The sequence below is a fragment of the Actinomycetospora sp. CA-053990 genome (assembly GCF_050948445.1).
In the GTDB taxonomy this organism is placed as follows: domain Bacteria; phylum Actinomycetota; class Actinomycetes; order Mycobacteriales; family Pseudonocardiaceae; genus Actinomycetospora; species Actinomycetospora callitridis.
Genome location: NZ_CP192043.1, coordinates 5,528,305 through 5,555,134, shown reverse-complemented (window position 1 = coordinate 5,555,134; position 26,830 = coordinate 5,528,305). Strand labels below are relative to the sequence as shown.

23 protein-coding genes and 2 pseudogenes are annotated in these 26,830 nt (G+C 75.0%); 20 read left to right on the top strand and 5 right to left on the bottom strand.

The features are described from left to right. Position 1 precedes the first annotated feature (1 nt). The 9 genes and pseudogenes from glmS (at position 2) to groL (ending at position 9,699) form a co-directional block, all read left to right on the top strand. Positions 2–1,876, top strand: coding sequence for a glutamine--fructose-6-phosphate transaminase (isomerizing) (glmS, locus tag ACQPYN_RS28240; protein ID WP_433030064.1), 1,875 nt, complete (start codon positions 2–4; stop codon positions 1,874–1,876). 68 nt (positions 1,877–1,944) lie between these two features. Further along, positions 1,945–3,401 (top strand): annotated as a pseudogene (locus ACQPYN_RS28235) (NAD(P)H-hydrate dehydratase); the annotation flags it as partial. Then, positions 3,397–4,572 carry an alanine racemase gene (gene alr, locus ACQPYN_RS28230; RefSeq protein WP_433030062.1) on the top strand — a complete coding sequence of 392 codons (1,176 nt, stop codon included), beginning with the start codon at positions 3,397–3,399 and terminating at the stop codon, positions 4,570–4,572. The pseudogene ACQPYN_RS28235 and the gene alr, both read left to right, overlap by 5 nt. Then, positions 4,569–5,765 carry an alpha/beta fold hydrolase gene (locus tag ACQPYN_RS28225; RefSeq protein WP_433039083.1) on the top strand — a complete coding sequence of 399 codons (1,197 nt, stop codon included), beginning with the start codon at positions 4,569–4,571 and terminating at the stop codon, positions 5,763–5,765. Before alr ends, ACQPYN_RS28225 begins: the two co-directional genes overlap by 4 nt. Continuing rightward, on the top strand, positions 5,762–6,304 hold the full coding sequence (tsaE, locus tag ACQPYN_RS28220; protein WP_433030060.1) for a tRNA (adenosine(37)-N6)-threonylcarbamoyltransferase complex ATPase subunit type 1 TsaE: 543 nt from the start codon (positions 5,762–5,764) through the stop codon (positions 6,302–6,304). Before ACQPYN_RS28225 ends, tsaE begins: the two co-directional genes overlap by 4 nt. A 150-nt stretch (positions 6,305–6,454) precedes the next feature. Further along, positions 6,455–6,892 (top strand): annotated as a pseudogene (gene tsaB / locus ACQPYN_RS28215) (tRNA (adenosine(37)-N6)-threonylcarbamoyltransferase complex dimerization subunit type 1 TsaB); the annotation flags it as partial. A gap of 133 nt (positions 6,893–7,025) precedes the next feature. Then, a complete protein-coding gene (gene rimI / locus ACQPYN_RS28210) occupies positions 7,026–7,532 on the top strand; it encodes a ribosomal protein S18-alanine N-acetyltransferase (protein WP_433030058.1) in 507 nt (168 codons plus the stop codon). A 130-nt stretch (positions 7,533–7,662) separates the two neighbouring features. Further along, entirely contained in the window at positions 7,663–7,974 is a 312-nt protein-coding gene (gene groES, locus ACQPYN_RS28205) for a co-chaperone GroES (protein WP_274190719.1), read from the top strand. A 93-nt stretch (positions 7,975–8,067) separates the two neighbouring features. Continuing rightward, the gene (gene groL, locus ACQPYN_RS28200; protein ID WP_433030056.1) at positions 8,068–9,699 is read left to right on the top strand and encodes a chaperonin GroEL; all 1,632 of its coding nucleotides are present in this window, start codon (positions 8,068–8,070) and stop codon (positions 9,697–9,699) included. A 122-nt stretch (positions 9,700–9,821) separates the two neighbouring features. Here groL and ACQPYN_RS28195 read toward each other — a convergent pair whose 3' ends face one another. Beyond that, entirely contained in the window at positions 9,822–10,118 is a 297-nt protein-coding gene (locus ACQPYN_RS28195) for a WhiB family transcriptional regulator (protein ID WP_274190717.1), read from the bottom strand. A gap of 626 nt (positions 10,119–10,744) precedes the next feature. Between ACQPYN_RS28195 and ACQPYN_RS28190 the strand changes: the two genes are divergently transcribed. The 3 genes from ACQPYN_RS28190 to ACQPYN_RS28180 all read left to right on the top strand — a co-directional run bounded on the left by ACQPYN_RS28190 (position 10,745) and on the right by ACQPYN_RS28180 (position 13,137). Next, positions 10,745–11,341, top strand: a complete 597-nt coding sequence (locus tag ACQPYN_RS28190; protein ID WP_116709579.1) for a response regulator transcription factor — start codon at positions 10,745–10,747, stop codon at positions 11,339–11,341. A gap of 335 nt (positions 11,342–11,676) precedes the next feature. Beyond that, complete coding sequence (locus tag ACQPYN_RS28185; protein WP_274194704.1) at positions 11,677–12,255, top strand: sigma-70 family RNA polymerase sigma factor; 579 nt, start codon at positions 11,677–11,679, stop codon at positions 12,253–12,255. Next, complete coding sequence (locus tag ACQPYN_RS28180; RefSeq protein ID WP_433030053.1) at positions 12,256–13,137, top strand: anti-sigma-D factor RsdA; 882 nt, start codon at positions 12,256–12,258, stop codon at positions 13,135–13,137. It begins immediately after the preceding gene. A 70-nt stretch (positions 13,138–13,207) separates the two neighbouring features. On the opposite strand, the gene ACQPYN_RS28175 is transcribed toward ACQPYN_RS28180, so the two are convergent. Further along, a complete protein-coding gene (locus ACQPYN_RS28175) occupies positions 13,208–13,597 on the bottom strand; it encodes a DUF5319 domain-containing protein (RefSeq protein ID WP_274190714.1) in 390 nt (129 codons plus the stop codon). A gap of 83 nt (positions 13,598–13,680) precedes the next feature. Between ACQPYN_RS28175 and guaB the strand changes: the two genes are divergently transcribed. The 8 genes from guaB (at position 13,681) to ACQPYN_RS28135 (ending at position 23,387) form a co-directional block, all read left to right on the top strand. Next, positions 13,681–15,186 carry an IMP dehydrogenase gene (guaB, locus tag ACQPYN_RS28170; protein ID WP_433030051.1) on the top strand — a complete coding sequence of 502 codons (1,506 nt, stop codon included), beginning with the start codon at positions 13,681–13,683 and terminating at the stop codon, positions 15,184–15,186. 18 nt (positions 15,187–15,204) lie between these two features. Continuing rightward, on the top strand, positions 15,205–16,341 hold the full coding sequence (locus ACQPYN_RS28165) for a GuaB3 family IMP dehydrogenase-related protein (protein ID WP_433030049.1): 1,137 nt from the start codon (positions 15,205–15,207) through the stop codon (positions 16,339–16,341). 84 nt (positions 16,342–16,425) lie between these two features. Continuing rightward, on the top strand, positions 16,426–17,754 hold the full coding sequence (locus ACQPYN_RS28160; protein ID WP_433030047.1) for an AAA family ATPase: 1,329 nt from the start codon (positions 16,426–16,428) through the stop codon (positions 17,752–17,754). A 13-nt stretch (positions 17,755–17,767) separates the two neighbouring features. Next, entirely contained in the window at positions 17,768–18,670 is a 903-nt protein-coding gene (locus tag ACQPYN_RS28155; RefSeq protein WP_433030045.1) for a hypothetical protein, read from the top strand. Between the two features lie 118 nt (positions 18,671–18,788). Next, positions 18,789–19,256, top strand: a complete 468-nt coding sequence (locus ACQPYN_RS28150; RefSeq protein ID WP_433030043.1) for a helix-turn-helix transcriptional regulator — start codon at positions 18,789–18,791, stop codon at positions 19,254–19,256. A 20-nt stretch (positions 19,257–19,276) separates the two neighbouring features. Further along, on the top strand, positions 19,277–19,432 hold the full coding sequence (locus ACQPYN_RS28145; protein WP_433030041.1) for a hypothetical protein: 156 nt from the start codon (positions 19,277–19,279) through the stop codon (positions 19,430–19,432). Further along, positions 19,429–20,112, top strand: a complete 684-nt coding sequence (locus ACQPYN_RS28140) for a hypothetical protein (RefSeq protein WP_433030040.1) — start codon at positions 19,429–19,431, stop codon at positions 20,110–20,112. The genes ACQPYN_RS28145 and ACQPYN_RS28140 overlap by 4 nt, the downstream gene beginning before the upstream one ends. A 17-nt stretch (positions 20,113–20,129) precedes the next feature. After that, a complete protein-coding gene (locus ACQPYN_RS28135; protein WP_433030038.1) occupies positions 20,130–23,387 on the top strand; it encodes a bifunctional cytochrome P450/NADPH--P450 reductase in 3,258 nt (1,085 codons plus the stop codon). Between the two features lie 92 nt (positions 23,388–23,479). On the opposite strand, the gene ACQPYN_RS28130 is transcribed toward ACQPYN_RS28135, so the two are convergent. From ACQPYN_RS28130 to ACQPYN_RS28120, 3 genes are all read right to left on the bottom strand, one after another. Continuing rightward, complete coding sequence (locus tag ACQPYN_RS28130) at positions 23,480–24,646, bottom strand: RtcB family protein (protein WP_433030036.1); 1,167 nt, start codon at positions 24,644–24,646, stop codon at positions 23,480–23,482. 83 nt (positions 24,647–24,729) lie between these two features. After that, a complete protein-coding gene (locus ACQPYN_RS28125; protein ID WP_433030034.1) occupies positions 24,730–25,533 on the bottom strand; it encodes an IclR family transcriptional regulator in 804 nt (267 codons plus the stop codon). A gap of 22 nt (positions 25,534–25,555) precedes the next feature. Then, entirely contained in the window at positions 25,556–26,794 is a 1,239-nt protein-coding gene (locus ACQPYN_RS28120; RefSeq protein WP_433030032.1) for an MFS transporter, read from the bottom strand. Positions 26,795–26,830: the final 36 nt, after the last annotated feature.

The window sequence follows — 26,830 nt, the reverse complement described above, 5'->3', positions numbered from 1 at the left end:
CGTGTGCGGGATCGTGGGATACGTCGGCTGGCGCGGAGCCCAAGAGGTCCTCGTCAATGGTCTGAGACGACTGGAGTACCGCGGGTACGACTCCGCGGGGGTCTCCGTCGTCGACGGGACGGGGTCGCTCGAGGTGCACCGGGCGGCCGGACCGCTCGACAACCTCGTCGCGGTGCTGCCCGAGGGAGGGGCGTCGGACGCGCCCAGCGGGCGGGGTGGGACCACAGGGATGGGTCACACCCGCTGGGCCACCCACGGGCCGCCGACCGACCGCAACGCCCACCCGCACCAGGACGCCACCGGCAAGGTCGCGGTCGTCCACAACGGGATCATCGAGAACTTCGCCGCGCTGCGCGCCGAGCTCGAGTCCGAGGGCGTCGAGCTGGCCAGCGACACCGACACCGAGGTGGCGGCCCACCTGGTCGCGCGCGCCTTCGAGGCCGACCCGGGCGCCGGGCTCACGGGCGCCGTGCGCGCCGTCGTGGCGCGGCTCGAGGGCGCGTTCACGCTGGTGTTCACCCACGCCGACCGGCCCGACGAGATCGTCGCCGCCCGGCGCTCCTCGCCGCTGGTGGTCGGCGTCGGCGAGGGCGAGATGTTCGTCGCCTCCGACGTCGCCGCGTTCATCGACCACACCCGCGAGGCGGTCGAGCTCGGTCAGGACCAGATCGTCACGCTGACCCGCGACGGCGCGGTCGTCACCGACTTCCACGGCGACACCGCCAAGACCCGCCCGTTCCACGTCGACTGGGACATCGCCGCCGCCGAGAAGGGCGGCCACGACTTCTTCATGCTGAAGGAGATCGAGGAGCAGCCGACGGCGCTGGCCGACACCCTGCGCGGGCACCTCGTCGACGGCCGCATCGTGCTCGACGAGCAGCGCCTCTCCGACCAGGAGCTGCGCGACATCGACAAGGTGTTCGTCGTCGCCTGCGGCACCGCCTACCACGCGGGCCTGCTCGCGAAGTACGCGATCGAGCACTGGTGCCGCATCCCCGTCGAGGTCGAGGTGGCCAGCGAGTTCCGCTACCGCGACCCCGTACTCGACCGCTCGACGCTCGTCGTCGCGATCTCCCAGTCGGGCGAGACCGCCGACACGCTGGAGGCCGTGCGCCACGCGCGCGACCAGAAGGCCCGGGTGCTGGCGATCTGCAACACCAACGGCGCCCAGATCCCCCGCGAGTCCGACGCGGTGCTCTACACCCACGCCGGCCCCGAGGTCGGTGTCGCGGCGACGAAGACGTTCACCGCGCAGGTCGTCGCCTGCTACCTCGTCGGCCTGGCGCTGGCGCAGGTGTTCGGCACGAAGTACGCCGACGAGGTCGCCCGCGAGTACGCCGAGCTCGAGTCGAGCACCGACGCCGTGGCGCGCGTGCTGCAGACGGTCGTCGAGCCCACCCGCGCGCTGGCGCGCGAGCTCTCGGCGTCGAAGGCGGTGCTCTTCCTGGGCCGCCACGTCGGCTTCCCGGTGGCCCTCGAGGGCGCGCTCAAGCTCAAGGAGCTCGCCTACATGCACGCCGAGGGGTTCGCGGCGGGCGAGCTCAAGCACGGCCCGATCGCGCTGATCGAGCAGGACCTGCCCGTCGTGGTGGTCATGCCGTCGCCCAAGGGGCGCGCGATCCTGCACCAGAAGCTGCTCTCGAACATCCGCGAGATCCAGGCCCGCGGGGCCCGGACGATCGTGGTGGCGGAGGAGGGCGACGAGACGGTGCGCCCGTTCGCCGAGCACCTCATCGAGATCCCGGCGGTGTCCACCCTGCTCCAGCCGCTCGTGGCGAGCGTGCCGCTGCAGGTCTTCGCCGCCGAGGTCGCCCGCGCCCGCGGCTACGACGTCGACAAGCCCCGCAACCTCGCGAAGTCCGTCACGGTCGAGTAGCTCCCTCCGTGAGTGATATTCACGGCTATCACCGTGAACATCGCTCACGTACGACGCAGGAGGCAACCGTGTACGGCGTCTGGACGCCCGAGCAGGTGGGTGCCGCCGAGGAGCCCGTGCTCGCGCGCACGCCCGAGGGCGCGCTCATGCGGCGGGCGGCGCACGGCGTCGCGCAGGTCGCCCTCGCCGAGCTCCGGCGCCGCACCGGCGGGGTCGCCGGGCGGCGGGTCGTCGTCCTCGCCGGCGCGGGCAACAACGGCGGCGACGGGCTCTGGGCCGGCGACGAGCTGCGCCGGCGCGGCGTCGCCGTCACCGCCGTGCTGCTGAGCCCGGACCGCGCGCACCCCGCGGGGCTGGCGGCCCTGCGCAGACAGCGCGGCCGCATCGTCACCGACGTCGAGCACGGCGTCGCCGCCGTGGGTCACGCCGACCTCGTCCTCGACGCGATCGTCGGCACCGGCGCCCGCGGGGGCCTGCGTCCCGAGGCGGCCACGCTGGTGGACGCCGCGCAGGTCGCCGGCGTCCCGATCCTCGCCGTCGACACCCCCAGCGGCGTCGACCCGCTCACCGGCGTGCCCGGCGAGCACCACGTCCGCGCCGCCGCCACGATGACGTTCGGGGCCCGCAAGCCGGTCCACGTGCTCGCCGCGCCCTCTGCGGCCCGGTGACCCTGATCGACATCGGCCTCGGCCCCGAGCTCCCGCCTGCCCCGGTCGACGTGCTCGACGCCGCCGACGTCGGCGCGCGCTGGCCGGTGCCCGGGCCCGGCGACGACAAGTACAGCCAGGGCGTCGTCGGCATCGCCGCCGGCTCCCGGACCTACCCGGGCGCCGCCGTCCTCGCCGCCGGCGCCGCGGCGCTGTCCACCAGCGGCATGGTCCGGTACGCGGGCAGCGCCGCCGACGAGGTCCGCGCCGCGTGGCCCGAGATCGTCGCCACCGACACCGTCGGCGAGGCCGGGCGCGTGCAGGCCTGGGTCGTCGGGCCGGGCCTCGGGACGGACGACGACGGCGCGCAGACCCTCGGCGACGTCCTCGACGCCGGCCTGCCGGTGCTCGCCGACGCCGACGCGGTGACGCTGCTCGCCCAGCACGCCGAGCTGCGGGAGAAGGCCGCGGGCGCCCCGGTGCTCATCACCCCGCACGCCGGGGAGTTCGTCCGCGTCGCCGAGCTCACCGACGACCGCGTCGACTCCGCCCGCCGCGCGGCCGCCGACCTCGGGGTCACCGTGCTGCTCAAGGGCAACGCCACGGTCGTCGCGGCCCCCGACGGGCGCGTGCTCGTGCACCCCGCGGGCAGCGCCTGGCTCGCCACCGCGGGCTCCGGCGACGTGCTCTCCGGGGTCGCCGGCGCCCTGCTCGCCGCCGGCCTCGAGCCCTGGTGGGCGGGCGGCTGCGCGGCGTTCGTGCACGCCCGCGCCGCCGAGATCGGGGCGGGCGCGGACGTCGGCCCCGGGTCGCCGGTCCCCGCGTCGCACGTCCAGGCCGCCCTGCCGACGGCGATCCGCCGGGTCCGGGGGCGTGCGCGTGACCACCACGACCGGCCGCCCCCGCGTCGAGGCCCACGTCGACCACGACGCCCTCGCGCACAACGTCGACCTGCTCGCCGGCCTCGCCCGGCGCTCCGGCGCCGCCACGATGGCCGTGGTCAAGGCCGACGGCTACGGCCACGGCGCCGTGGACGTCGCGCGCACGGCGCTGGCGAGCGGCGCCACCTGGCTCGGCGTCTGCACCCTCGGCGAGGCCGCCGAGCTGCGCGCCGCCGGCATCGACGCCCCGGTGCTCTCCTGGCTGCACCTGCCCGACGAGGACTTCGCCCCCGCGGTGGCCGACCGCGTCGACCTCGGGGTCTCCTCGCGCGCGGAGCTCGACGGCGTCGTCGCCGGGGCGCGCCGTGCCGGCCGGCCCGCCCGCGTGCACCTCAAGATCGATACCGGGCTGAGCCGCAACGGCTGCCCGCCCGACGCCTGGGCCGAGCTGCTCGACGCCACCGAGGACGCGCGGGTCAGGGGCGAGGTCGAGGTCGCCGCCGTCTGGTCGCACCTCGCGCACGCCGACGCCCCCGCCCACCCGACGATCGACGTCCAGGCCGCCCGTCTCGACGAGGCCTGGCGGGCGGCGACGGCGCGCCTCGGCGGGCCCGCCCCGTGGCGGCACCTGGCCAACTCCGCGGCCACCCTCACCCGCCCCGACCTGCACCTCGACCTCGTCCGGCCCGGCATCGCCGTCTACGGCCTCGACCCGCTCGAGGCGCCGGACCATCACGGACTGCGCCCGGTCATGACGTTCCGCACCCGGGTCGCGCTGGTCAAACGGATCGCCGCCGGGGAAGGTGTCTCGTACGGTCACGAATGGGTCGCTCCCAGCGACCGGGTACTCGCACTGGTCCCCACGGGGTACGCCGACGGGGTGCCCCGACGGCTCGGAGGGACGATGACGGTGCAGCTGGCCGGTCGGCGCCGACCGGTCGTCGGGCGCGTGTGCATGGACCAGGTCGTGGTCGACCTGGGGCCGGCCGCCGAGGCCGCCGACGCGGTCGTCACCGCGGGCGACGAGGTCGTCCTGTTCGGCCCCGGCGACGCGGGCGAGCCGACGGCCGCCGAGTGGGCGCGCTGGCTCGACACGATCCACTACGAGGTCGTCACGGGCGTCGGCTGCCGTCCCCGCGTCACCCGGACCTCCGGGCCCCGCGCATGAGCGACGACGGGCGCCACGACCACCGCGTCTCGCCGGGCGGCGTCGCAGGGGCCGTGGCCGGCGCGGTGCTGGGCGGCGCCGCCGCCGCGGGCGCGGTCGGCGCCGGCCGGGCCCGCAACCGCATCCTGCGCCAGCGGGCGCGCCTCTCCGAGGAGGAGAAGGCCCATCCCTCGAAGCTCGGCATGCTCCCGCCGGGCCGGGAGTCGTCCGTGGCCGCGGACGACGGTGTGCGGCTCTCGGTGGAGGAGGTCGACCCGGTCACCCCGGGCGCGAAGGCCGAGCTGACCGTCGTGCTCGTCCACGGGTTCGCCCTCGACCGCAAGTGCTGGCACTTCCAGCGCCGCATGCTCTCCGAGCTCACCGAGCCCGCGGTGCGCACCGTGCTCTACGACCAGCGCCGCCACGGACGCTCCGGCCAGGCCGGCGCGCGCTCGTGCACGATCGCCCAGCTCGGCGCCGACCTCGACGCGATCCTGCGCTCCGTCGTCCCCGAGGGCCCGATCGTGCTGGTCGGGCACTCCATGGGCGGCATGACGATCATGGCGCTGGCCGAGCGGAACCCGAAGCTGTTCAAGGAGCGCGTCGCGGGCGTGGCGCTGGTCTGCACCTCGGCGGGCGACGTCATGGCCGGCGGGCTCAAGCAGGCCGTGCTGTCGCACCGCAACCCGACGGTCAACGTGCTGGGCCGGGTGGCGCACTGGCAGCCCGCCTTCGCCGACCGCGTGCGGCGGGCCGCCGGCAACGTCATCTGGGCGTTCGTGCAGGGCCTGTCGTTCGGCGACCGCTCCACCGACCCGGCGCTGGTGAACCTGGTCGACCAGACGATCGCGGCCACCCCGCTCGACGCGCTCACCTCGTTCGCCAACACGCTCTCCACGCACAACCGCCGCGCGGCGCTCGCGGGGCTGTCGCAGTGCGAGGTGCTGGTCGCGGGCGGGACGCTGGACCGGATGATCCCGTACGAGCACTCCGAGCTGATCGCCGCGGAGATGCCGCACGCCGAGCTCCTGCCCCTCGAGGGCGCCGGGCACATGGCGATGCTCGAGCAGCCCGGCGAGTTCGACGCCGCCCTGCTCGAGCTCCTGCGCCGCTGCACCCACCGCACCCAGGTCCTGCGCCGCCTGCGGCCGGGACGAGCCGCGTCGGCCGACCGACCGCGCCGGGGGCTGCGCCGACCCCGGCGACGGGCGTGACCCGCCCGGGAGCCGTGGGGGCGGGACGTCGCGTCGTCCTGCCCACGGCCGCGGACACGACGGCCCTCGGGCACGACCTGGGCACGCGGCTGCAGCCCGGCGACCTCGTCGTGCTCGCGGGCCCGCTCGGGGCCGGCAAGACGTGCCTGGCCGCCGGTATCGGCGAGGGCCTCGGCGTCGAGGGCCCGGTGACGTCCCCGACCTTCGTCATCGCCCGCGAGCACCCGCCGCTGCCCGATGCCCTGGGCGGCCGCGGGGTCGTGCTCGTCCACGTCGACGCCTACCGGCTCGGGGTCGGGACGAGCGGCGATCCGGACCCCCGCGACGTCGCCGCCCAGCTCGACGACCTCGACCTCGACACCGACCTCACCCGCGCCGCGGTGGTGATCGAGTGGGGTGAGGGCGTCGCCGAGCACCTCGCCGCCGAGCACCTGACGGTCCGGCTCGACCGCACCGGGACGCCCGACGCGCCGGAGGCCCGGGTCGCCGTGCTCGAGGGCCCCGCCCGCCTCGTCGGCGGCGGCGACCCCGGCTCGTAGGGTCTCGGGCGTGCTCGTCCTGGCCCTCGACACCGCCACCGCCCGCATCACCGCGGGCGTGGTCGAGCTGCATCCCGACGGGCCCCCGTCACCCTCGCCGCCCGCGACGGCGTCGGCGCCCGCGCCCACGCCGAGCTCCTCGCCCCGGCCGTCCGCGACGCGCTGGCCGAGGCCGGACGCACCCGCGGCGACCTCGACGCCGTCGTCGCCGGACTCGGCCCCGGACCGTTCACGGGCCTGCGCGTCGGGCTCGTCACCGCGGCGGCGATGGGCGACGCCCTCGGCATCCCGGTGCACGGCGTCGGCACCCACGACGCGATGGCCGCAGGCCTGCCGGGCCGCGTCCGGTCCGAAGGGTCCGGCTCCCCTATCGGCGTGCTCCCCCCGACGCTTCGCGTCCTGGTCGTCACCGACGCCCGCCGCCGCGAGGTCTACTGGAGCCTCGTGGTCGACGGGGTCCGCACCCACGGCCCCGAGGTCGTCGCCCCGGCCGTGCTCGCCGAGCGCCTGGAGACCGACCTCGGCCCGGTGGACCGGATCGTGGGCGACGCCGCCGGCCAGATCGGTGCCGAGGTCGAGCTGCCCGGCCCCACGCCCGCCGGGCTGGTCGACGTCGCCGCGGGCGCCCTGCGGGCGGGGACGACGCCCGCCCGCTGGCGCCGCTCTACCTGCGCCGCCCCGACGCGGTCCCGCCCGGCGCGCCGAAGACCGTCACGCGCGCATGACCAGCACCGACGTCGTCGTCGACGCCCTGACCCCCGACGACGCCGACCGGTGCGCGCAGCTCGAGGCCGTCCTGTTCCCCGGCGACGACCCGTGGAGCGCGCGGGCGTTCCGCGACGAGCTGCGCGCGGGCCACGTCTACCTCGCCGCCCGCAGCGCCGGGGAGCTCGTCGGCTACGGCGGCATCGCGCTGCTCCCGGCGCGGCTCGGTCAGCACGCCGAGGCCGAGATCCACACGATCGGGGTGGACCCCGGCCACCAGGGACGGGGCATCGGGCGCGCGGTGCTCGACGGCCTGCTCGCGGCCGCCGACCGCATCGCTGCGACCACGTACCTGGAGGTGCGCACCGACAACGAGGCCGCGCAGCACCTCTACCGCGTCACCGGCTTCGAGGTCGTCGGCACCCGCCGCCGTTACTACTCCTCGGGTGCGGACGCGTACACGATGAAGCGCCCGCGACATGACCGGCCGGGCGGCGACCCGCCCGCGTCAGACCCTCGTTGATGACCTGGCACTCTCGGGGATAGAGTGCCAACAGCACGGCGTCGGAGCCGCCCCGGCACCCGCGACGACGGGTCGGACCACCGGCGCCGTGGAGATCGTTTCCGGCGTATAACGCTCCGACCCCAGACAGGTGGAGGTCACCGACGTGGCCAGCGTGAACATCAAGCCGCTCGAGGACAAGCTCGTGGTGCAGGCCAGCGAGGCCGAGACCACGACCGCGTCCGGCATCGTCATCCCGGACACGGCGAAGGAGAAGCCCCAGGAGGGCAAGGTCCTGGCCGTGGGCCCGGGCCGCGTGGACGACAACGGGAACCGCATCCCGCTCGACGTCGCGGTGGGTGACGTCGTCGTGTTCTCGAAGTACGGCGGCACCGAGATCAAGTACAACGGCGAGGACTACCTGATCCTCTCCTCGCGCGACGTGCTGGCGGTCGTCAACTAACGACGCCGCTCCACAGAGCACAGCGATGCCGCCCCGGTGGCCCCGGACGGGGTGACCGGGGCGGCGTCGTCTCGCGTCACGAAAGGTAGGTCAGTGCCCAAGCAGATCACGTTCGACGAGACCGCCCGCCGCGCCCTGGAGCGCGGCGTCGACCAGCTGGCCGGTGCGGTCGTGGTGACCCTCGGACCGCGGGGGCGTCACGTCGTGCTGGAGAAGAAGTTCGGTGGTCCGACGATCACCAACGACGGCGTCACCATCGCCCGCGAGATCGAGCTCGAGAACCCCTTCGAGAACCTCGGTGCGCAGCTGGCGAAGAACGTCGCCACCAAGACCAACGACGTCGCCGGCGACGGCACCACGACGGCCACGGTCCTCGCCCAGGCGCTGGTCGCCGAGGGCCTGCGCAACCTCGCGGCGGGTGCCAACCCCACCTCGCTGGGTGCCGGCATGGTCGCCGCCACCGAGAAGGTCACCGAGGTGCTGCGCTCGCGCGCCACCCCGGTCGACGGCCGCCAGGGCATCGCCGCCGTCGGCGCGGTCGCGTCCCGCGACCAGACCATCGGTGACCTCATCGGCGAGGCCATGGAGAAGGTCGGCGAGGACGGTGTCATCACCGTCGAGGAGGCCTCGACGCTGGCGACCGAGCTGGAGATCACCGAAGGTCTGCAGTTCGACAAGGGCTACATCTCGCCCTACTTCGTCACCGACAACGACTCGATGGAAGCGGTCCTCGAGGACGCCCAGGTCCTGCTGAACCGGGACAAGATCAGCGCGATCCAGGACCTCCTCCCGCTGCTGGAGAAGGTCGTCGAGTCGGGCAAGCCGCTCCTGATCATCGCCGAGGACGTCGAGGCCGAGGCGCTCTCGACCCTCGTGGTGAACTCGATCCGCAAGACGGTCAAGGTCGCCGCGGTCAAGGCGCCGTTCTTCGGCGACCGCCGCAAGGCGTTCATGGACGACCTCGCCGCCGCGCTCGGCGCGACGGTGGTCAACCCCGAGACCGGCACGAAGCTGTCCGACGCCGGTCCCGAGGTGCTCGGCAGCGTGCGCCGCGCGGTGATCACCAAGGACACCACCACCTTCATCGAGGGTGGCGGCTCCAAGGAGGCCGTGGACGCGCGCATCTCCCAGATCCGGCGCGAGATCGGCGAGACCGACTCCGACTGGGACCGCGAGAAGCTCCAGGAGCGGCTCGCCAAGCTCCACGGGGGTGTCGCGGTCATCAAGGTCGGCGCGGCCACCGAGACCGAGATGAAGGAGCGCAAGCACCGCATCGAGGACGCGATCGCCGCCACGCGCGCGGCGGTCGAGGAGGGCATCGTCCCCGGCGGCGGCAGCGCGCTGCTGCACGCCTCGGCCGAGCTCGCCGACGGCCTCGGTCGCACCGGCGACGAGGCCACGGGCGTGGCCCTGGTGCGCCGGGCGCTCTCGGCGCCGCTGCGGGCCATCGCCCGCAACGCGGGGCTCGAGGGCTCGGTCGTCGCCGCGCACGTCGCCGAGGCGGGCTGGGGCACCGGCTACGACGCCGCGGCCGGCACCTACGGCGACCTGATGGCGACCGGGATCATCGACCCGGTCAAGGTGACGCGCTCCGCGCTGGAGAACGCCACCTCCATCGCGCGCATGGTCCTGACCACGGAGAGTGCTGTCGTGGACAAGCCCGCCGACGAGGAGCCCGCCGCCGCGGGCGGTGGCCACGGCCACGGTCACGGGCACGGCCACTAGTTCAGCCGCGCCGGATGCGGCTGTCGCGCTCCGGTGGTCAGTGAGCCGGAGATGACACACGTAGGGCCCCACCGCAACTTGCGGTGGGGCCCGTCGTGTGTGTGAAGGGTCCTCCGAACGGCTCAGCCGCTCGTGAGACGCCGCGGACGCCCGGTGGCGACCGCGACCCTCTCGGACTCCGACATGCCGCCCCAGATGCCGTAGGGCTCGCCGGCGGCGATGGCGTGCCGGCGGCACGGCTCGACCACCGGGCAGTCGCGGCACACCGCCTTCGCCCGGCGCTCGCGGTGCGCACGGGCGGGGCCGCGCTCACCGTCGGGGTGGAAGAAGAACGCGCTGTCCATGCCTCGGCAGGAACCGAGTCGCTGCCAGTCCCAGATGTCGGCATTGGGTCCCGGAAGCCGGCGGACGTCCGCCATGAGCCACCTCCTACGCGAGGACCCGTGGGTCCGGCTGCACCGCACGTCCGCACGGGGGTCGGTGTGGTCCGCCTCCGTGCCGGTCGCGCTCCCGGTGGCCCCGTCACTGACCGTGCCCACGACGGCGCGGACCGCGACCACCGATGAGGACCCTATGGCGGTTGCGCGCGACCGGACAAGAGCTTGCGACGTGCGCCATCCCTCACGATGAACGGTCGCCTACATGCAGGGGTGCTTGCCGAACCGGCTCCGATCCGTGATCATCCTCCGCACGCGGAGTACACGGGAGGTCGCCGGACGGTCGTATCCGGTGGATCTCCGGTCGTCACCGTAAGGTCGCTGGCACGTTGGACAGGGGGAGGGTCGTCACGCTCGTCCGGTCCGACCGGGCGGAGTCGGAGGCCGTGGAGGCCCTCGGCCCCATCGAGGCGTGGACAGCCCTGCGCCCGTCGTGAGGAGAGCGCATGGACCGGCACGTCGAGCGCGGACTCGACCGCGGACGCGAGCCGGGGCCGACGCGCCCCGGCGAAAAGAGCGCCGACGGCGGGTCAAGCTCGTCGCTCCGGACGCCGATGGGGGAGAGTGCTCGCTCATCGGCTGCTGCGTCCGTGCAGAAAGGAGCTCCCGTGACCACGGTGCTGATCTGCGACGATCGTCGCAGCGTCCGTGAAGGCCTCACGAGGGTGATGTCCGCGGTCCCGGGGGTCCACCGCATCGACTGCGTCGCCCACGGCGACGAGCTGCTCACGCGGTTCTCGCGGCAGACCGTCGACGTCGTGCTCGTCGGCACCCAGCGCGCGGTGCCCACGGGCGTCGAGGCCACGCGCCGCCTGGTGGCCGCCCACCCGCAGGCCAACGTCATCGTCTTCGGTGCTCCCGACGACTCCGGCAGCATCGCCGCGGCGATCGCCGGCGGCGCCCGCGGCTACCTGCGCTGGGACGCCTCGCGTCCCGAGCTCGTCGCCGCGCTGGCCCACACCCTCGCGAGCACCTCGGTGCCCGCCCCGCGCACCCCGGCCGACTCCGGCGTCCAGCTCACCGAGCGGGAGCTGCAGGTGCTGCGCGGCATGGCCCAGGGCAAGAGCAACGGCCAGATCGGCCGCGAGCTCTACCTCTCCGAGGACACCGTCAAGACCCACGCCCGCCGGCTGTTCCGCAAGCTGGGCGTCCGTGACCGCGCGCAGGCCGTGGCACACGGCTTCCGACGGGGCCTGGTCTCCTGACCGCATACCGGAACGACGGACGTTCGGGGGGTGCCGGCGACGTGACCCGAGGGATGCACGCCGACGACGTCCCGACGCCGGTGATCGGGATCCCCCGCGCGGTGCACCGTGCGGCGGATCGGTGGCGGGGCCCGGATCGGGCGAACGCCGCACCACCCGCTTCCTGGGCCGCGCAGGGCCCGCAGACCGCCCGCTACGCTGATCCGACCAACCCGTCGTCCGGTCACCTCACCTCGGCCGGGACGCCGGTCCGTCCGGCGGTGGACCCCGTGTCGGCATCACGGCCGATGCGCCCGGTGCCACCGCCCCGCGTAACACCGGGGCCACGCGCAGCGATGAGCGAAGCAGGGAACGACCTCGAGGGTCTGGTGGCCGCCGCCAACGACGGCGACCGCTCGGCTCTCAACCGCGTTCTCGCGATCATCCGGCCGTTGGTCGTGCGGTACTGCCGTGCGCGCATCGGCCGGCAGGAACGGTCGGCGGTCTCCGCCGACGACGTGGCCCAGGAGGTGTGTCTCGCCGTGCTGACAGCGCTGCCGGGCTACCGCGACCAGGGCCGCCCGTTCCTCGCGTTCGTCTACGGGATCGCCGCCCACAAGGTGGTCGACGCCCACCGTTCGGTCGCCCGCAGTCGCTCCGAGCCCGTGGAGGAGCTCCCCGAGGAGCTCGATCCCCGGGACGGCCCCGAGCAGCGGGCACTCAACGGAGCGTTGTCCGTCCAGATGGGTCAACTGCTCGACACGCTTCCCCCCAAACAGAGGGAAATCCTCGTGTTGCGTGTCGTCGTTGGATTGTCAGCGGAGGAGACCGCGGAAGCGGTCGAATCCACTCCCGGCGCTGTGCGGGTGGCACAGCACCGGGCCCTGTCGAAGCTGCGGACCGCCGTGTCCGCGATCTCGGAAGAGGTGAGTTGAGTGGGCGGCCACCGGGCGTCGGGCGGGTCTGAGGGTGACCTCGTCGACGGCCCCGTCGACCTCGCAGCGGTCCGGGCGGACGACGCCCTGATCGACGCGCTCGCCGGCGGTGCCGGCGGAGGGGCCGACGGCTACGGATTCGGCGGCTCCGACGACGACGACCGTCTCGCGGCGATCCTCGCCGCGTGGCGGGCGGACATCGAGGCCGACCCGATGCCGGAGCTCGTGTCCCTGGACGAGGCGGCCGAGGCCGTCGCCGCCGGGCACGAGTCGCGCGACCGGTTGCGCTCACGCGGCCGTCGACGCATGCCGTTCGCGATCGCCGCCGTGGCGGCCGCCGTCGCCTGTGCGGGGCTCACGGTCGCGGTCCACGGTGCGATGCCGGGCGACACGCTCTGGGGCGTCTCCAAGGTCTTCTTCTCCGAGCGCGCCCAGGGTGTCGAGCGCGTCGAGGAGGTCCGCAACCGCATCGAGGCCGCCAACGGCGCCCTGGCGCGGGGCGACACCACGGCGGCCCGCAACGAGCTGGCCCAGGCCAACATCGCGATCCCGCAGGTGGCGCCCGAGCAGCGGGCCCCGCTGGTGCAGGAGCGCGACCGGGTGCAGAGCTCGATCGAGTCCGACCCGTCGCCCTCGTCCCGCGAGCCCGCAGGCTCCGAGCCGAGCACGGCGCCGTCGTCGGGCGGGAGCTCCACCGCGGACGACCCGGCGACGCCGAGCCCCGCGGAGCCGGCTCCGGTCACGCCCGAGGACGCCTCCCCGACGCCCGCCGACCCGGCGGACCCGGCGTCCCCCGACACCCGCGGCGCCGACGACCCGCCGCCGTCGACCACCACCAACGGGCTGTCCTCCAGCCCCGGTGCGACGTCCACCACGGGCTGACCACCCCGAACGCCGAACGGCCCGGCCCCCGCGAGGGGACCGGGCCGTTCGTGCGTGAGGAGGGGGAGGGCTACTCCGCGAGCGTCGCGTCCGCGAACCCGCGGCAGTACTCCCAGGTGACGTAGGACGCGGGGTCCGGGTCGAACGGGGGCTCGTGCGGGCGCATGTGGCCCTCGTCGAGGAGCTGCTGGAGGCTCGCCCGCAGGAGGTCCCAGTCGTGGTAGTGCTGCTCGGAGCAGTCCTCGCAGTCGACCACGACGCCGCGGACGCCACGGGGCGCGAGCAGCGCCTCGAACACGGCGAGGTCACCGAGGTCGGCCACCACCTCGTCGCGCTCGGCGTCGTCGAGGGGCGCGTCGTCGGCGGCGTCGGCGTCCGGCCCCCCGAGCGCGCGGGCGGGGTCCGCGGGATCTCCCGCGAACGGGTCGGGCGGCAACGCTTCGTACGGCACGACCAGCAATTTACCCGTCCCGCGGCGCGCGTCACGCGGCGGCGGTCCGCGCGCCCGGGGGACCGGTCGGCGGCGCGACTACGATTGAGGACATGGTGTTGACCGAGCCCGGGTTGCCCGAGAAGTTCGCGTTGCTCGGCCTGACCTTCGACGACGTCATGCTCCTGCCGGCCGAGTCCGACGTGGTGCCCTCCGAGGCCGACACGTCCGCGCGGCTGACCCGCCGGGTCACCCTGCGCGTCCCGCTCGTGAGCTCGGCGATGGACACGGTCACCGAGTCGCGGATGGCCATCGCGATGGCCCGCCAGGGCGGCATGGGCGTGCTCCACCGCAACCTGCCGGCGGAGGCGCAGGCGGCGCAGGTCGAGGTCGTCAAGCGGTCCGAGGCCGGCATGGTCACCGACCCGGTGACCTGCTCGCCCGAGGACACCCTCGCCGAGGTCGATGCGCTCTGCGCAAAGTTCCGGATCTCGGGGCTGCCCGTGGTCGACGAGTCCGGCCGTCTCGTCGGCATCATCACCAACCGCGACATGCGCTTCGAGGTCGACCACTCGCGTCGCGTCCGCGAGGTCATGACCTCCGAGGACCTCGTCACCGCGCAGGTGGGCGTGACGGCCGAGGCCGCGCTCGGCCTGCTGCGCCGACGCAAGATCGAGAAGCTCCCGCTCGTCGACGGCGCCGGGATCCTGCGCGGGCTGATCACGGTCAAGGACTTCGTCAAGACCGAGCAGTACCCGATGGCCACCAAGGACCCCGACGGCCGCCTGCTCTGCGGCGCGGCGGTCGGTGTCGGCGACGACGCCTGGTCGCGCTCGATGGCGCTGGTCGACGCGGGCGTGGACGTCCTCGTCGTCGACACCGCGCACGGGCACTCCCGCGCGGTCACCGCGATGGTCGCGAAGCTCAAGCAGGAGCTCGGCGAGCGCGTCGAGGTCGTGGGCGGCAACGTCGCCACCCGCGCGGGCGCCCAGGCGCTCGTCGACGCGGGGGCGGACGCCATCAAGGTCGGCGTGGGGCCGGGCTCGATCTGCACGACGCGCGTCATCGCCGGGGTCGGCGTCCCGCAGATCACCGCGATCCACGAGGCCGCGGCGGCCGCGTCGCCGGCCGGCGTGCCGGTGATCGGCGACGGCGGGCTGCAGTCGTCCGGCGACATCGCGAAGGCGCTCGCCTCCGGCGCGAGCACGGTGATGCTCGGGTCGCTGCTGGCCGGCACCGCGGAGACCCCGGGCGACCTCGTCCTGCTCGACGGCAAGCAGTTCAAGACCTACCGCGGCATGGGCTCGCTGGGGGCGATGCAGACCCGGGGGCGGCAGGGCTCCTACTCCAAGGACCGCTACTTCCAGGACGACGTGCTCTCCGACGACAAGCTGGTGCCCGAGGGGATCGAGGGACGCGTACCCTTCCGGGGGCCGCTGGCCCAGGTGGCCCATCAGCTCGTCGGCGGACTGCGGGCGGCCATGGGCTACACGGGCTCGCGGACCACGGAGGAGCTGCAGCGGGCGCACATGGTGCGCATCACCGCCGCCGGGCTCGCCGAGTCGCACCCGCACCACGTCACCATGACCGCCGAGGCGCCGAACTACGGCGCGCGCTAGCCAGGAAGGACCTCCCGCGTGCGCGAGCAGGTCGAGATCGGTCGGGGCCGCAGCGCCCAGCGCAGCTACGTGTTCGACGATCTCGACATCGTCCCGTCGCGCCGGACGCGCTCGTCGTCGGCGGTGTCGACGGCCTGGCAGCTCGACGCCTACCGCTTCGAGCTCCCGCTGCTGACGCACCCGACGGACGCCGTGGTCTCCCCGGCCACCGCCGCCGAGGTCGGCCGGCTCGGGGGGCTCGGCGTCCTCAACGCCGAGGGCCTGTGGGCACGGCACCCGGAGACGGAGAAGGCGCTGGCCGAGGTGGTCGGCCGCGCGGCCACCGACCCCGCCGACGCGGTCGCCGAGCTGCAGCGCCTGCACGCCGCGCCGGTGCAGCCCGCGCTGCTCACCGAGGCGCTCGAGCGCATCCGGGGCGGTGGCGCCACCGTCGCGGCGCGCGTGAGCCCGCAGCACGCCCGGGAGCTCACGCCGACCCTGCTGGCCGCGGGCGTCGAGGTGCTCGTGGTGCAGGGCACGATCATCTCCGCCGAGCACGTGGGGGGCGAGGACGACGGCGCCGAGGGCCCGCTCGACCTCGAGGACTTCATCGAGGGACTCGACATCCCCGTCGTCGCGGGCGGGGTCGCCGACTACCGCACCGCCATGCACCTCATGCGCACCGGCGCCGCCGGCGTCATCGTCGGCTACGGGCAGAGCGCGGCGACGTCCACCGACGCCGTGCTGGGCATCGGGGTGCCGATGGCCACCGCGCTCGTCGAGACGGCCGCCGCGCGGCGCGACTACCTCGACGAGACCGGCGGGCGCTACGTCCACGTCATCGCCGACGGCGCGGTGGGCACGTCCGGCGACCTCGCCAAGGCCATCGCCTGCGGGGCGGACGCGGTGATGCTCGGCGAGCAGCTCGCCGCGGCCGAGGAGGCCCCGGGCGCGGGCTGGTACTGGACGGCGTCGGCCGCGCACCCGTCGCTGCCCCGCAGCGGGATCACGCGCGTGCCCACCGTCGCGCCCGACCTGGCCACCGTGCTGACCGGGCCCGCCCGCTCCGGCGCGGGCACGATGAACCTCTTCGGCGCCCTCCGCCGCGCGATGGCCAAGACCGGCTACTCGGACCTCAAGGAGTTCCAGCGCGTCGGGCTGTCCGTCCGCCGCTGACCGCGTGACCACGCAGGGCGATCATGCGGTCTCCCACGGAAGTGGGCCTGGACAGGCGACGACGGGTGCGCTCAGGTCGCCCTCATGACCGCGCACCCGGAGGCCCCGTGGCCGCGGCGTGCGACGTCGGCTCCCGTGTTCGTCGGGCGCCGCGGCCCGCTGGCGCTGGTCGACGAGGCCTGGGACGAGGCGCGCGCCGGGCGACCGGGCGTCGTGTGGGTGGAGGGCGAGGCCGGCGCCGGCAAGAGCGCGGTCCTCGCGCGCGCCGTCGCCGGGCGCCGGGCGTCCGCCGTCCTCACCGCCACCGGCGACGCCGCGGAGACCGGGCTCGCGCACGGGCTGCTCGACCAGCTCCTGGCCGACCTCCCGCCGGCCCTGCTGGACCGCTTCCCGCTGCTGCGCCCCGACCGCGACCCGCGGGCCGACCCGCTGGCCGTGGGCGCCGACCTGCTCGGTGCGCTGGGGGCCCTGCCGGACGACCAGCCGGGCGAGGACCCCGTGCTGCTGGTGCTCGACGACCTGCAGTGGGCCGACCCCGCCTCGGTGCGGGTGCTGGTGTTCACGCTGCGACGGCTGCGCCACGACCGGGTCCTCGTGCTGGCGGGCGTGCGGGTCGCCGGGTCCGGGCCCGACGCGCGGGAAGCCGCCTCGGAGGACGCCTGGTGGGAGCGCCTCCCGGCCGCGGGACGGGCGATCCGCCGCGTGCGCCTCGAGGGTCTCGAGCCCGCGGAGCTCTCCGAGCTCGCCGCCGCCGTCGGTCGTCCGCTGGGCTCCACCGGCGCAGCGGAGCGGCTGTGGCGCCACACCCGGGGCCACCCGCTGCACGCGCGGACGCTCCTCGAGGAACTGCCGCCCGAGGTGCTCGCGGGCAGCGCCGACGCGCTGCCCGCGCCGCGCAGCCTCTCGTCGGTGGTGCTCGTGCGCCTCGCCCGTGCGGCGCCGGCCACGGAGGCGCTGGTGGTCGCGACGTCGGTGCTCGGTGAGAGTGCCCCGCTCGCCCTCGCCGCCGCCGTCGCGGGCCTCGACGACCCCGCCGCCGCGCTCGACGAGGCGGTCGGGATGGGCCTGGTCGAGGAGCTCCCCGGCGGGCCGACGGTCCGGATCGGGTTCGTGCACCCCTCGTGCGGGCCGCGATCCGCGGGGACCTGCCGCCGATGCGCCGGCGCGCCCTGCACGCGGCGTCGGCGGGCCTCCTCTCGGGCCGCGCCGCGCTGGACCACCGGGTCGCCGCGGCCGCCGGCCCGATCCGGAGCTCGCCGCCGAGCTCGAGGACCTGGTCGGCGAGCCGGGCGCGGCGCTCGCCGGCTCCGAAGCGGCCGACCTGCTGCGCGCGGCCGCCGACCTCAGCACCGACCCGGACGACCGCGAGCGCCGGCTGCTCGCGGCGGCGTCCCGGCTGCTCGCCGACGGTGAGGTCGCGCGGGCGGTGGCCCTGGAGGGCGCGGTCGAGGGCTGCCGGCCATCGCCCTGGCGCACCGCGGTGCTCGGTCAGCTGGCGCTCGTCACCGGGCGGTTCGGCGTGGCCCGCGAGCGACTGGAGGCGGCGCTGGCGACGGGCGCGCCGGGGGACGGACGGCCGGGCGACCGGGCGCGTGCCGGGGCCGCGGCCCACCTCGCGGTGCTGCACCTGCTGCGCGGCGACCCGGCGCGGGCGATGGAGACCGCCGGCGTCGCGCTCGCCCACCCCGCCCGCGGCGACGACGTCCGCCTCCCGGCGGGGCTGGCGCTGATCCTGGGGCTCGCGGTCGCGGGGCGCGGCGACGACGCCCTGGCGGTACTCGACCGCGCCGGGGGCGACGACGGGCGCGCGCCACCGGTCGACGCGCTGACCCTGCGCGGGATGCTCGCGACGCTCGGCGGCGACGACGCGACCGCGTCGCTGCACCTCGACGAGGCGGTCCACCGCGCGCGGGCGGGCGAGCCGGTGCGCGCGCTGGCCCTCGCCCTGGCCTTCCGCCCCGCGGTCGCGGACCGGATCGGGGTCCCCGACGGCGTGGTCGAGGGCTTCGAGCTGGCGATCACGCTCGCCCGCGACGGGGGACGGCGCTGCCCGGCGCGCTCGCGCACACGTTCGCGGCGGAGGCGCTGGCGATCCGGGGACGCGGGGACGAGGCGCGCACCCACCTCGCGGCGGCGACGACCCTCGGCCCGCACTGGTGGGGCGTCGATCTGTGCGCCGCGGTCGCGGAGGCAGTGCTCGCCGAGGTCGAGGACGATCCCCGGGCCGTGCTGCGGGCGCTCGCGCCGGCGCAGGAGCCGACGGTGCGGGCGGCGGCCGACGGCCTCGGCGTGCTCGCCCCGCGGGTGCTCGAGGTCGAGGCGCTGCTGACCCTGGGCCGGGTCGGCGAGGCCACGGCGGCGCTCGACGACCTCGCCCGCGCGCGGCCGGCCGGTACGCCGTCGACGTCGCGCGGCTGCGGGTCCGGCTCGGCGCGCCCTGGCGCTCGGTGGCCGAGGCGGGCGTCGCCGACGTCGTCGCCCTGCACGCGGTGGCCCGCCTGGAGACCGAGATCGGGCGCCGCCTGCTCGCCGCCGGCGAGCGCCGGGCCGGCGTCGACCTCCTGCGCGGCGCCCGCGACACCCTCGCCCGCCTCGGTGCCGCCCCGTGGTGCGCGCGGGCCGAGGAGCTGCTGCACGCCGCCGGGCTCACGCCGGCGCCCACCAGCAGCGATCCCGGCGCGCTCGGGCTGACCCCGCACGAGGAGGCCGTCGTCGCCCTCGTCGCGCGGGGGCTGACGAACCGCGAGGTCGGGCGCGACCTCTACATCACCCCGCGCACGGTCGCGTACCACCTCAGCAACGTCTACGCGAAGCTCGGCGTGACCTCCCGGCGCGAGCTGCGCACACGACTGGAAGCCCGACTGGAAGGTCCGGCCGGGGCGTCCGTCCCCTCCTCGCCGCACGCTCGACGGTGACGAGCGGAGAGGAGGCGGGCGTGCACCTGACCGTCGATCTCCTCCGCACCCCCGACGGGCGCCTGGAGGGCACCGTGATCACCGAGACCGGCCGGGAACAGGCGTTCTCCGGCACGCTCGACCTGCTGCGGGTCCTCGAGGACCTGCAGGCCGAGCCCGTGCAGGACGAGCGGTGAAGCCCGCGACGCCGCGGCTCGCCGCCGTGATGGGCCTCGTCTTCTCGGGCCTGTTCATCGCGGCCCTCGTGGTGGTGAACGGCGTGCCGCACCTCGGCGCCCCCGACGCCGCCTACGGGACGTTCTACGACGGGGCCGGCAACACCGTCGTCACCGCCGTGGCCCTCTACCTCGTGCCGCTGGCCGGGATCGCGTTCCTCTGGTTCGTCGTCGCCCTGCGCTCCGTGCTCGACACGCTGGCACCGGCGCCCTCGGCGATGGCGAGCGGTCTCAACCTGCTGTCGGGGGTCCTGTTCGTCGCCCTGCTCTTCGCGGGCACCGCCGCTCTCGCCACGCCGGTGTTCGTGACGACCATCGGCGGCGGCCCGCCGCTGTCCCCCGAGGCCGCGCGCGCCCTGTCCGGGCTCGGCTACGGCCTGGTCTTCGTGTTCTCCGTGCGCGGTGCGGGCATGTTCGCGCTGACGACGACGACGTTGCTGCGCAGCGCGGGCGTCATGCCCCGCGGCGCGGCGATCGCCGGCTACGTGCTCGCGACCTGGCTGCTGATCACCGCGACCGACCACCCCGCGAGCCTGCTGGTCCTCCCGGCCTGGGTACTGCTCGTCGCCGTCGTGCTCCTGCGCCACGACCGCGCGGCCCGCAGCGCACCCGAGTCCCCCGCCGTCCCCGCCCCGCGCTGACCCTCCAGGAGCGAGCCATGACCACCCCCACCTCGAGCGCGGCGGCCCCGGCCCGGCCGCTGTCGGACATCCCGGGACCGAAGCCGCTGCCCGTCGTCGGCAACATGCGCGACGTCGACACGCACCGGCTGGTCCAGAGCATCATGGAGCTGTCCGACGAGTACGGCCCGATCTTCCAGCTCCACACTCCCGGCGGCGTCACGTACGTCGTCTCGGGTCTCGACATGGTCCAGGACCTCTGCGACGACACCCGCTTCGACAAGCTCGTCGGCACCGGCCAGCGCGAGATCCGCAAGACCCACATGAGCGCGGGGCTCTTCACCGCCGACACCGTCGACCCTCTGTGGAAGTCCGCCCACGACATCCTGCTCCCGAGCTTCTCGACGTGGGCGATGAAGGGCTACGTCGAGCCGATGGTCGACATCGCCGAGCAGATGATGCTCAAGTGGGAGCGGCTCAACCCCGACGAGCCGATCGACGTCGCCGGCGACATGACCCGGCTGACGCTCGACACCATCGCGCTCTGCGGGTTCGGGTATCGCTTCAACTCCTTCTACCGCGACTCCCAGCACCCGTTCGTCGAGGCGATGATGGAGTCGCTCTCCGAGAGCCTCAAACGCCAGCAGATGCTCCCGGTCCAGGTGAAGCTCCGCCGGGGCGCCCAACGGCGGTTCCTGGCGAACGCGAAGTACATGGACGAGACGATCGACACGATCGTCAAGGAGCGGCGTGCGTCCGGCGAGCCCGGCAACGACCTGCTCGGGCACATGCTCGTCGGCACGGACAAGCAGGGGAACACGCTGCCCGACCACAACATCGTGGCGCAGTGCGGCACGTTCCTCATCGCCGGCCACGAGACGACCAGCGGGCTCCTGTCGTTCGCGATCGCCTACCTGCTCAAGCACCCCGAGGTCGTGGCCCGGGCGCAGGAGGAGGTCGACCGCGTGCTGGGCACCGACCCCGGCGCGTCCCCGACCGGCGCGCAGATCAACCAGCTCGGCTACGTCCGGCAGATCCTCGACGAGACCCTGCGGCTCTGGCCCACCGCGCCCGCGTTCACCCGCCAGGCCAGGAAACCGGGCGAGACCGTCGGCGGATACGGCCCCTTCGACCCGGGAACGGGGATCGTGGCGCTCACCCCGATGCTGCACCGACTCCCGGAGGTCTGGGGCTCCGACGCTCGGGAGTTCAACCCGGACCACATGTCCGACGAACGGCGCGACGCCCTGCCCCCCAACGCCTACCGGCCGTTCGGCTCGGGCCAGCGGGCGTGCATCGGGCGGCAGTTCGCCCTGCAGGAGGCGACCCTCGTGCTCGGGATGCTCCTGCAGCGCTTCGAACTCATCGACCACGCGAACTACCAGCTGAAGATCAAGGAGACGCTGACCGTGAAGCCGGAGGGCCTCACGATCACCGTGCGGCCCCGGGAGGGCCGGACGTGGGGGTCGACGGTCCGGCCGGCGGTCAGCGTCCCCGAACCGCGGTCGGCGTCCCTCCCGGTCGCCCCCGTCGACCGGCACGGCACGCCGCTGCTCGTGCTGTTCGGCTCCAACCTCGGCGCCGCCGAGGACCTCGCCACCCGCATCGCCCGCGACGCGGGCGACCGCGGCTACACCGCCCGCACCGCCGCGCTCGACGAGGCCGTCGGCGAGCTGCCGAGCGAGGGCGCCGTGGTCGTCGTGACGTCGTCGTACAACGGGGAGCCACCGGACAACGCGGGGAAGTTCTGCGCCTGGCTGGACGGTTCGGCGTCCTCGGCCACGGGCGTGAAGTACACGGTCTTCGGGTGCGGCAACCGGGACTGGGCCGCGACGTACCAGGCCGTGCCGATGCGCGTCGACCGCGGACTCGAGGCACGGGGAGCCACCCGCGTGTACCCGCGCGGCGAGGGTGACGCCCGCGGCGACTTCGACGCGCAGTTCGAGGACTGGTACGCCGGGCTCTGGGACGGCCTCGGCGCCGCCCTGGGCCTGGACGCCTCGACGACGGCGACGGCCGGCGCCGGACCGCGCCTGTCCGTGACGCTCGAGCAGCGGCGGACCGCGAGCCCGGTGCTGCAGTCCTACCGGGGCCAGGCGGCCACGGTGCGGGTGAACCGCGAGCTCACCGCCCGGGCCGGGACACCCGGTGGCCGCTCGGTGCGCCACCTCGAGATCGCGCTGCCCGCCGGCGCGACCTACGCGACCGGCGACCACCTCGGGGTGCTGCCCCGCAACCCGATCGGGCTGGTCAACCGCGTCATCGCCCGCTTCGGGCTCGACGGGGGCCAGTTCGTCACGCTCACGGCGAACGGCAGCGCGCCGACCCACCTCCCTGTCGGCGAGCCCTATCCGCTGCTCGGCATCCTCGTGGGCTGCGTGGAGCTGCAGGACGTCGCGAGCCGCGCGGGCCTCACGGCGATGGCCGCGGCGATGCCCGAGGGGGCGGCGCGCGACGAGCTCGCGGGCCTGGCGGCGAGCGACGACGACGCGAAGGCGCGCTACCGGGAGCAGATCGCCAAGCCGCGGCGCACGCTGGTCGAGCTGCTCGAGGCCCACCCGGAGTGCGACCTGCCGTTCGCGACGTTCCTCGACCTGCTGCCCCCGCTGCGCCCGCGGTTCTACTCGATCTCGTCGTCGCCGCAGACGGCGTCGGAGGTCGCGCTGACCGTCGGGGTGCTCGAGGGCCCGGCGCGGGCGGGCGACGGCGCGACGTTCCGGGGCGTGTGCTCCGGGCACCTGGGCGACGTCCCCGAGGGCGGCACGGTGTTCACCTTCGTGCGCTCGCCGAGCATCAGCTTCCGGCCCCCGGAGAACCCGCACGTCCCGATGATCATGGTGGGCGCGGGGACGGGGATGGCCCCGTTCCGCGGGTTCCTCCAGGAGCGCGAGTCGCTGCGGGCGCGCGGCGTCCCGATCGCGCGCTCGCTGCTGTTCCTCGGCTGCCGCGACCCCGAGGACGACCTGCTCTACGCCGACGAGCTCGCGGCCTACGAGAAGGCGGGCGTGGCGACGCTGTTCCCGGCGTACTCGCGGGTGCCGGGCTCGCCGTACCGCTACGTCCAGCACGCGCTCGAGGGCGCCGCCGACGAGGTGTGGGCGGCGATGCAGGAGGACGCCGTGGTCTACGTGTGCGGCAACGCCTCGACCATGGCGCCGGGCGTGCGCGCGGCCCTGGTCGCGGTGTTCCGCGCGAAGACCGGCGCGGGCGAGGCCGACGGCGAGGCCTGGCTCGCGGGCCTGCGGGCGTCGAACCGCTACCTCGAGGACATCTGGGGCGAGACCGCGGTGGTGTAGGCGCGGGGTGCCACCTCGGCGAGATCGCGCGAAGGGCACCATCGGCCGCTTAGAGCGGCCGACGGTGCCCTTCGCGCCGATCCGGGCGCGCCCTAGGTGCCCTTCACGTTCACGATCTGCCGCAGGGTGTGCCGCACCTCGACGAGGTCGGCGGCGTCGGCCATGACCACGTCGACGTCCTTGTACGCCGCGGGGATCTCGTCCAGGAACGCCTCGGTGTCCCGGAACTCGATCCCGGCCATGGCCTCCCGCAGCTGGTCGTGCGTGAAGGTCTTCCGGGCCGCGGTCCGCGAGTACGCCCGGCCCGCCCCGTGGGGCGAGCTGTGCAGCGACGCGGGTTCGCCCTTGCCGGCCACCACGTAGGACGCGGTGCCCATCGACCCCGGGATCAGCCCGGCCCGGCCCGCCGAGGCGTCGATGGCGCCCTTCCGGGAGACCCAGACCTGCTCGCCGAAGTGCGCCTCGGACTCGGTGTAGTTGTGGTGACAGGAGATCCGCTCCTGCTCCACCACCTCGGTGCCGACGAACTCCGAGGTCTGCCGCACCACCCGGTCCATCATCTCCTCGCGGTTGAGCAGCGCGAAGTGCTGGGCCCACCGCAGCTCGCGGATGTAGGTCCAGAACTCCTCGGTGTCCTCCGTGAGGTAGGCGAGATCCGGATCGGGCAGGTCGACGCCGGCGCAGGCCTCCCGCGCCACGGCCGTGTGCCGCTGGGCGATCTTGTTGCCCACGCCCCGGGATCCGGAGTGCAGGAACAGCCACACCCGGTCGGCCTCGTCGACGGTGACCTCGATGAAGTGGTTGCCGCTGCCCAGCGTGCCGAGCTGCGCCTCCCACCCCTTCTTGTCTCCCGACGGGTCGAACCCGGCCTCCTCGGCGAGGTGCGTGAGCTCCTCGACCCGCGGCACGGAGGTCGCCACGACCTTCCGGTTGTGGTGCCCGGCCCCGAGCGGGATCGCCCGCTCGATCGACTCCCGCAGTGGCGCGAGCGATCCCTTCGCCCGCAGCTCCCCGACGTCGAACTGGGTCCGGACGGCCGCCATCCCGCAGCCGATGTCCACGCCCACGGCCGCCGGCATGATCGCCCGGAGGGTCGGGATCACCGAGCCGACGGTCGCGCCCCGGCCGAGGTGCGCGTCGGGCATGAGCGCGACGTGCGGGTGGATGAACGGCATCGCCGCGGTCCGCTCGGCCTGCTCCCGTGTGCGCGCATCGAGGATCGACGCCCAGTTGACCAAACGCTCGCTGACCTTCTGCACTGTGCTGTCTCCTCTCCGCGGCTCGGGTGCCGGCGGTCGGGGAGGGACGCTAGTCAGGACGATCGTCGCGGCGCCGCCTGTTTTCAGGCGACCCCGAGCTCCGCGGACATGGCGGCGGTGGCCTCCAGCAGCGCCGCGGTGACGTCGCGCAGGACGTCCTCCGACGCCGCGCGCTCGGGCAGGGCCAGGGCGACGACGAGCGGGAGGGAGTCGCCGGTGGTGAGCACCGGCGCGGCGACCGAGGCGATGCCCGGGATGACGCCGCCCGAGGTCCGGGCGTATCCCAGGCGCCGGACCTCCTCGACGACGGCGTCGACCTCGCGCGTGGAGCCGGCGCCGGTGTCGGCCTCCTGGGCGCGCAGGACGGGCTCGGTGAGCGAGCGGGGCAGGTGGGCGAGGTAGACCCGGCCCACCGACGACGTCAGCATCGGCATCGTCGCGCCCACGCGCACGGTGATCGGGAGGGCGTAGGCGCCGTAGTCCCACCGCACGATGACCGGTCCGTGGTCGCCCCACACCGCGAGGTTGACCGCGTGGCCGGTCCGGTCGCGCAGGCCCGGGATGTACTGCGAGACCAGCCCGACCTCGTCCATGCGCCGCAGCGACTCGGCGCCGAGGCGGCGCAACGCCGGACCCATGTCGTAGAGCCCGGAGCTGCGCGACTGCGCCACCATCCCCGCACGCCCCAGGCTCACGAGGTAGCGGTGCGCCTTGCTCGCGCCCATCCCGCTGGCGTGCGCGATCTGCGTGAGGCTCATCGGCCCGCCGCCGCGCTCGAGGGCGTCCAGCACCGTCATCGCGATCTCGACCGACTGGATGCCCTGGCGGGAGGCGCTCGACGGTCCCTGCGGTTCGGGGTCGTCGTCCTGCGCGCCGGCGGAGGCCACGCCGAGGAGCGTAGTCACGGTCTCAGGCGGTGACCCGGTCCGTGTCCGGCGCCGCCGCGCGGGACCGGATCGCCGGGACCGCCAGCGCCAGCAGCGCCCCGACGATCCCGGGGACGGCGAACAGGTAGAAGTTCCACGCCACGCCGAGCCCGGAGGACAGGATCGCCGCACCGACGAGCGGGCCGGCGATCGCGCCGAGGCGCCCGATCGACAGCGCCCAGCCGATCGCCCGGCCCCGCAGCTCCGGCGGGTGGTGGCCGACGATGTAGGCGTTGGTGAGCACCTGCGAGCCGATGAGCCCGAGCCCGCCGACGAACATGAGCAGGAACAGCACGCCGAGCGCGGGGCGGGCGCTCATCACCAGCAGGCTCGCGGCGCCGGCGAGGAACGCGACGGCCACGACGGGCTTGATGCCGACACGGTCGGCGATGCGCCCGCCGAGGACCATGCCGACACCGGCGCCGACCCACAGGGCCGCGGTCTGCAGCAGCGAGGAGCCGAGCGAGTAGCCGGCGGTCTGCATGATCGTCGGGAGCCAGGTGCTGATGCCGAACACGAGCAGCAGGCCGCAGAACGACATCGCCCAGAACAGCAGCGTCGCGCCCCGCACCCCGGGGGCGAGCAGCGGGCGCAGGCCCAGGAGGTCACCCCGGGCGACGGCGCCGCCCGACTCCTCGTGCACCGGGCTCTCGGGCAGCATCCGGATCGCGAGCGGGATCAGCACGAACGCCGGGGCGGCGCCGATGACGTAGATCCAGCGCCAGCTCCCGCCGGTCAGCAGGGCGGCGCCCAGCAGCGGGGCGAGCAGTGCGCCTGCGGCGTACCCGGACATCATGATGCCGACGTTGCGGGCCCGGCGTTCCGCCGCGGAGAGGTCGGCGACGTAGGCCGTCACCGTCGGCAGCACGATGCCGAGCCCGACGCCGACGGCGAGGCGCGCGGCCCCGAACAGGGCGAACGTCGGCGCGATCGCGCACACGAGCATGCCCAGGGAGAACAGGCCCGCGCCGCCGATCAGCAGCCGCCGGCTGCCGGCCCGGCGGATGGTGGCCGCGCAGATCGCGGCACCGAGCAGCATCCCGATGGCCACCAGCGCGCCGACGGTGCCGGCGGCGGCCTTGTCGGCGCCGAAGCCCCGGTCGGCGAGCAGGGACGGGACGGTCACGCCGTAGCAGGCGAGGTCGTAGCCCTCGAGCGCGGCGAAGCCGGCCGAGAGGACCAGGACGAGGCGCTCGGTGGCGCGTGCGGGTGGGGCGGTCATCGGGGCTCCTGGCGTCGTCGGCGAGGGTGGGTGCGG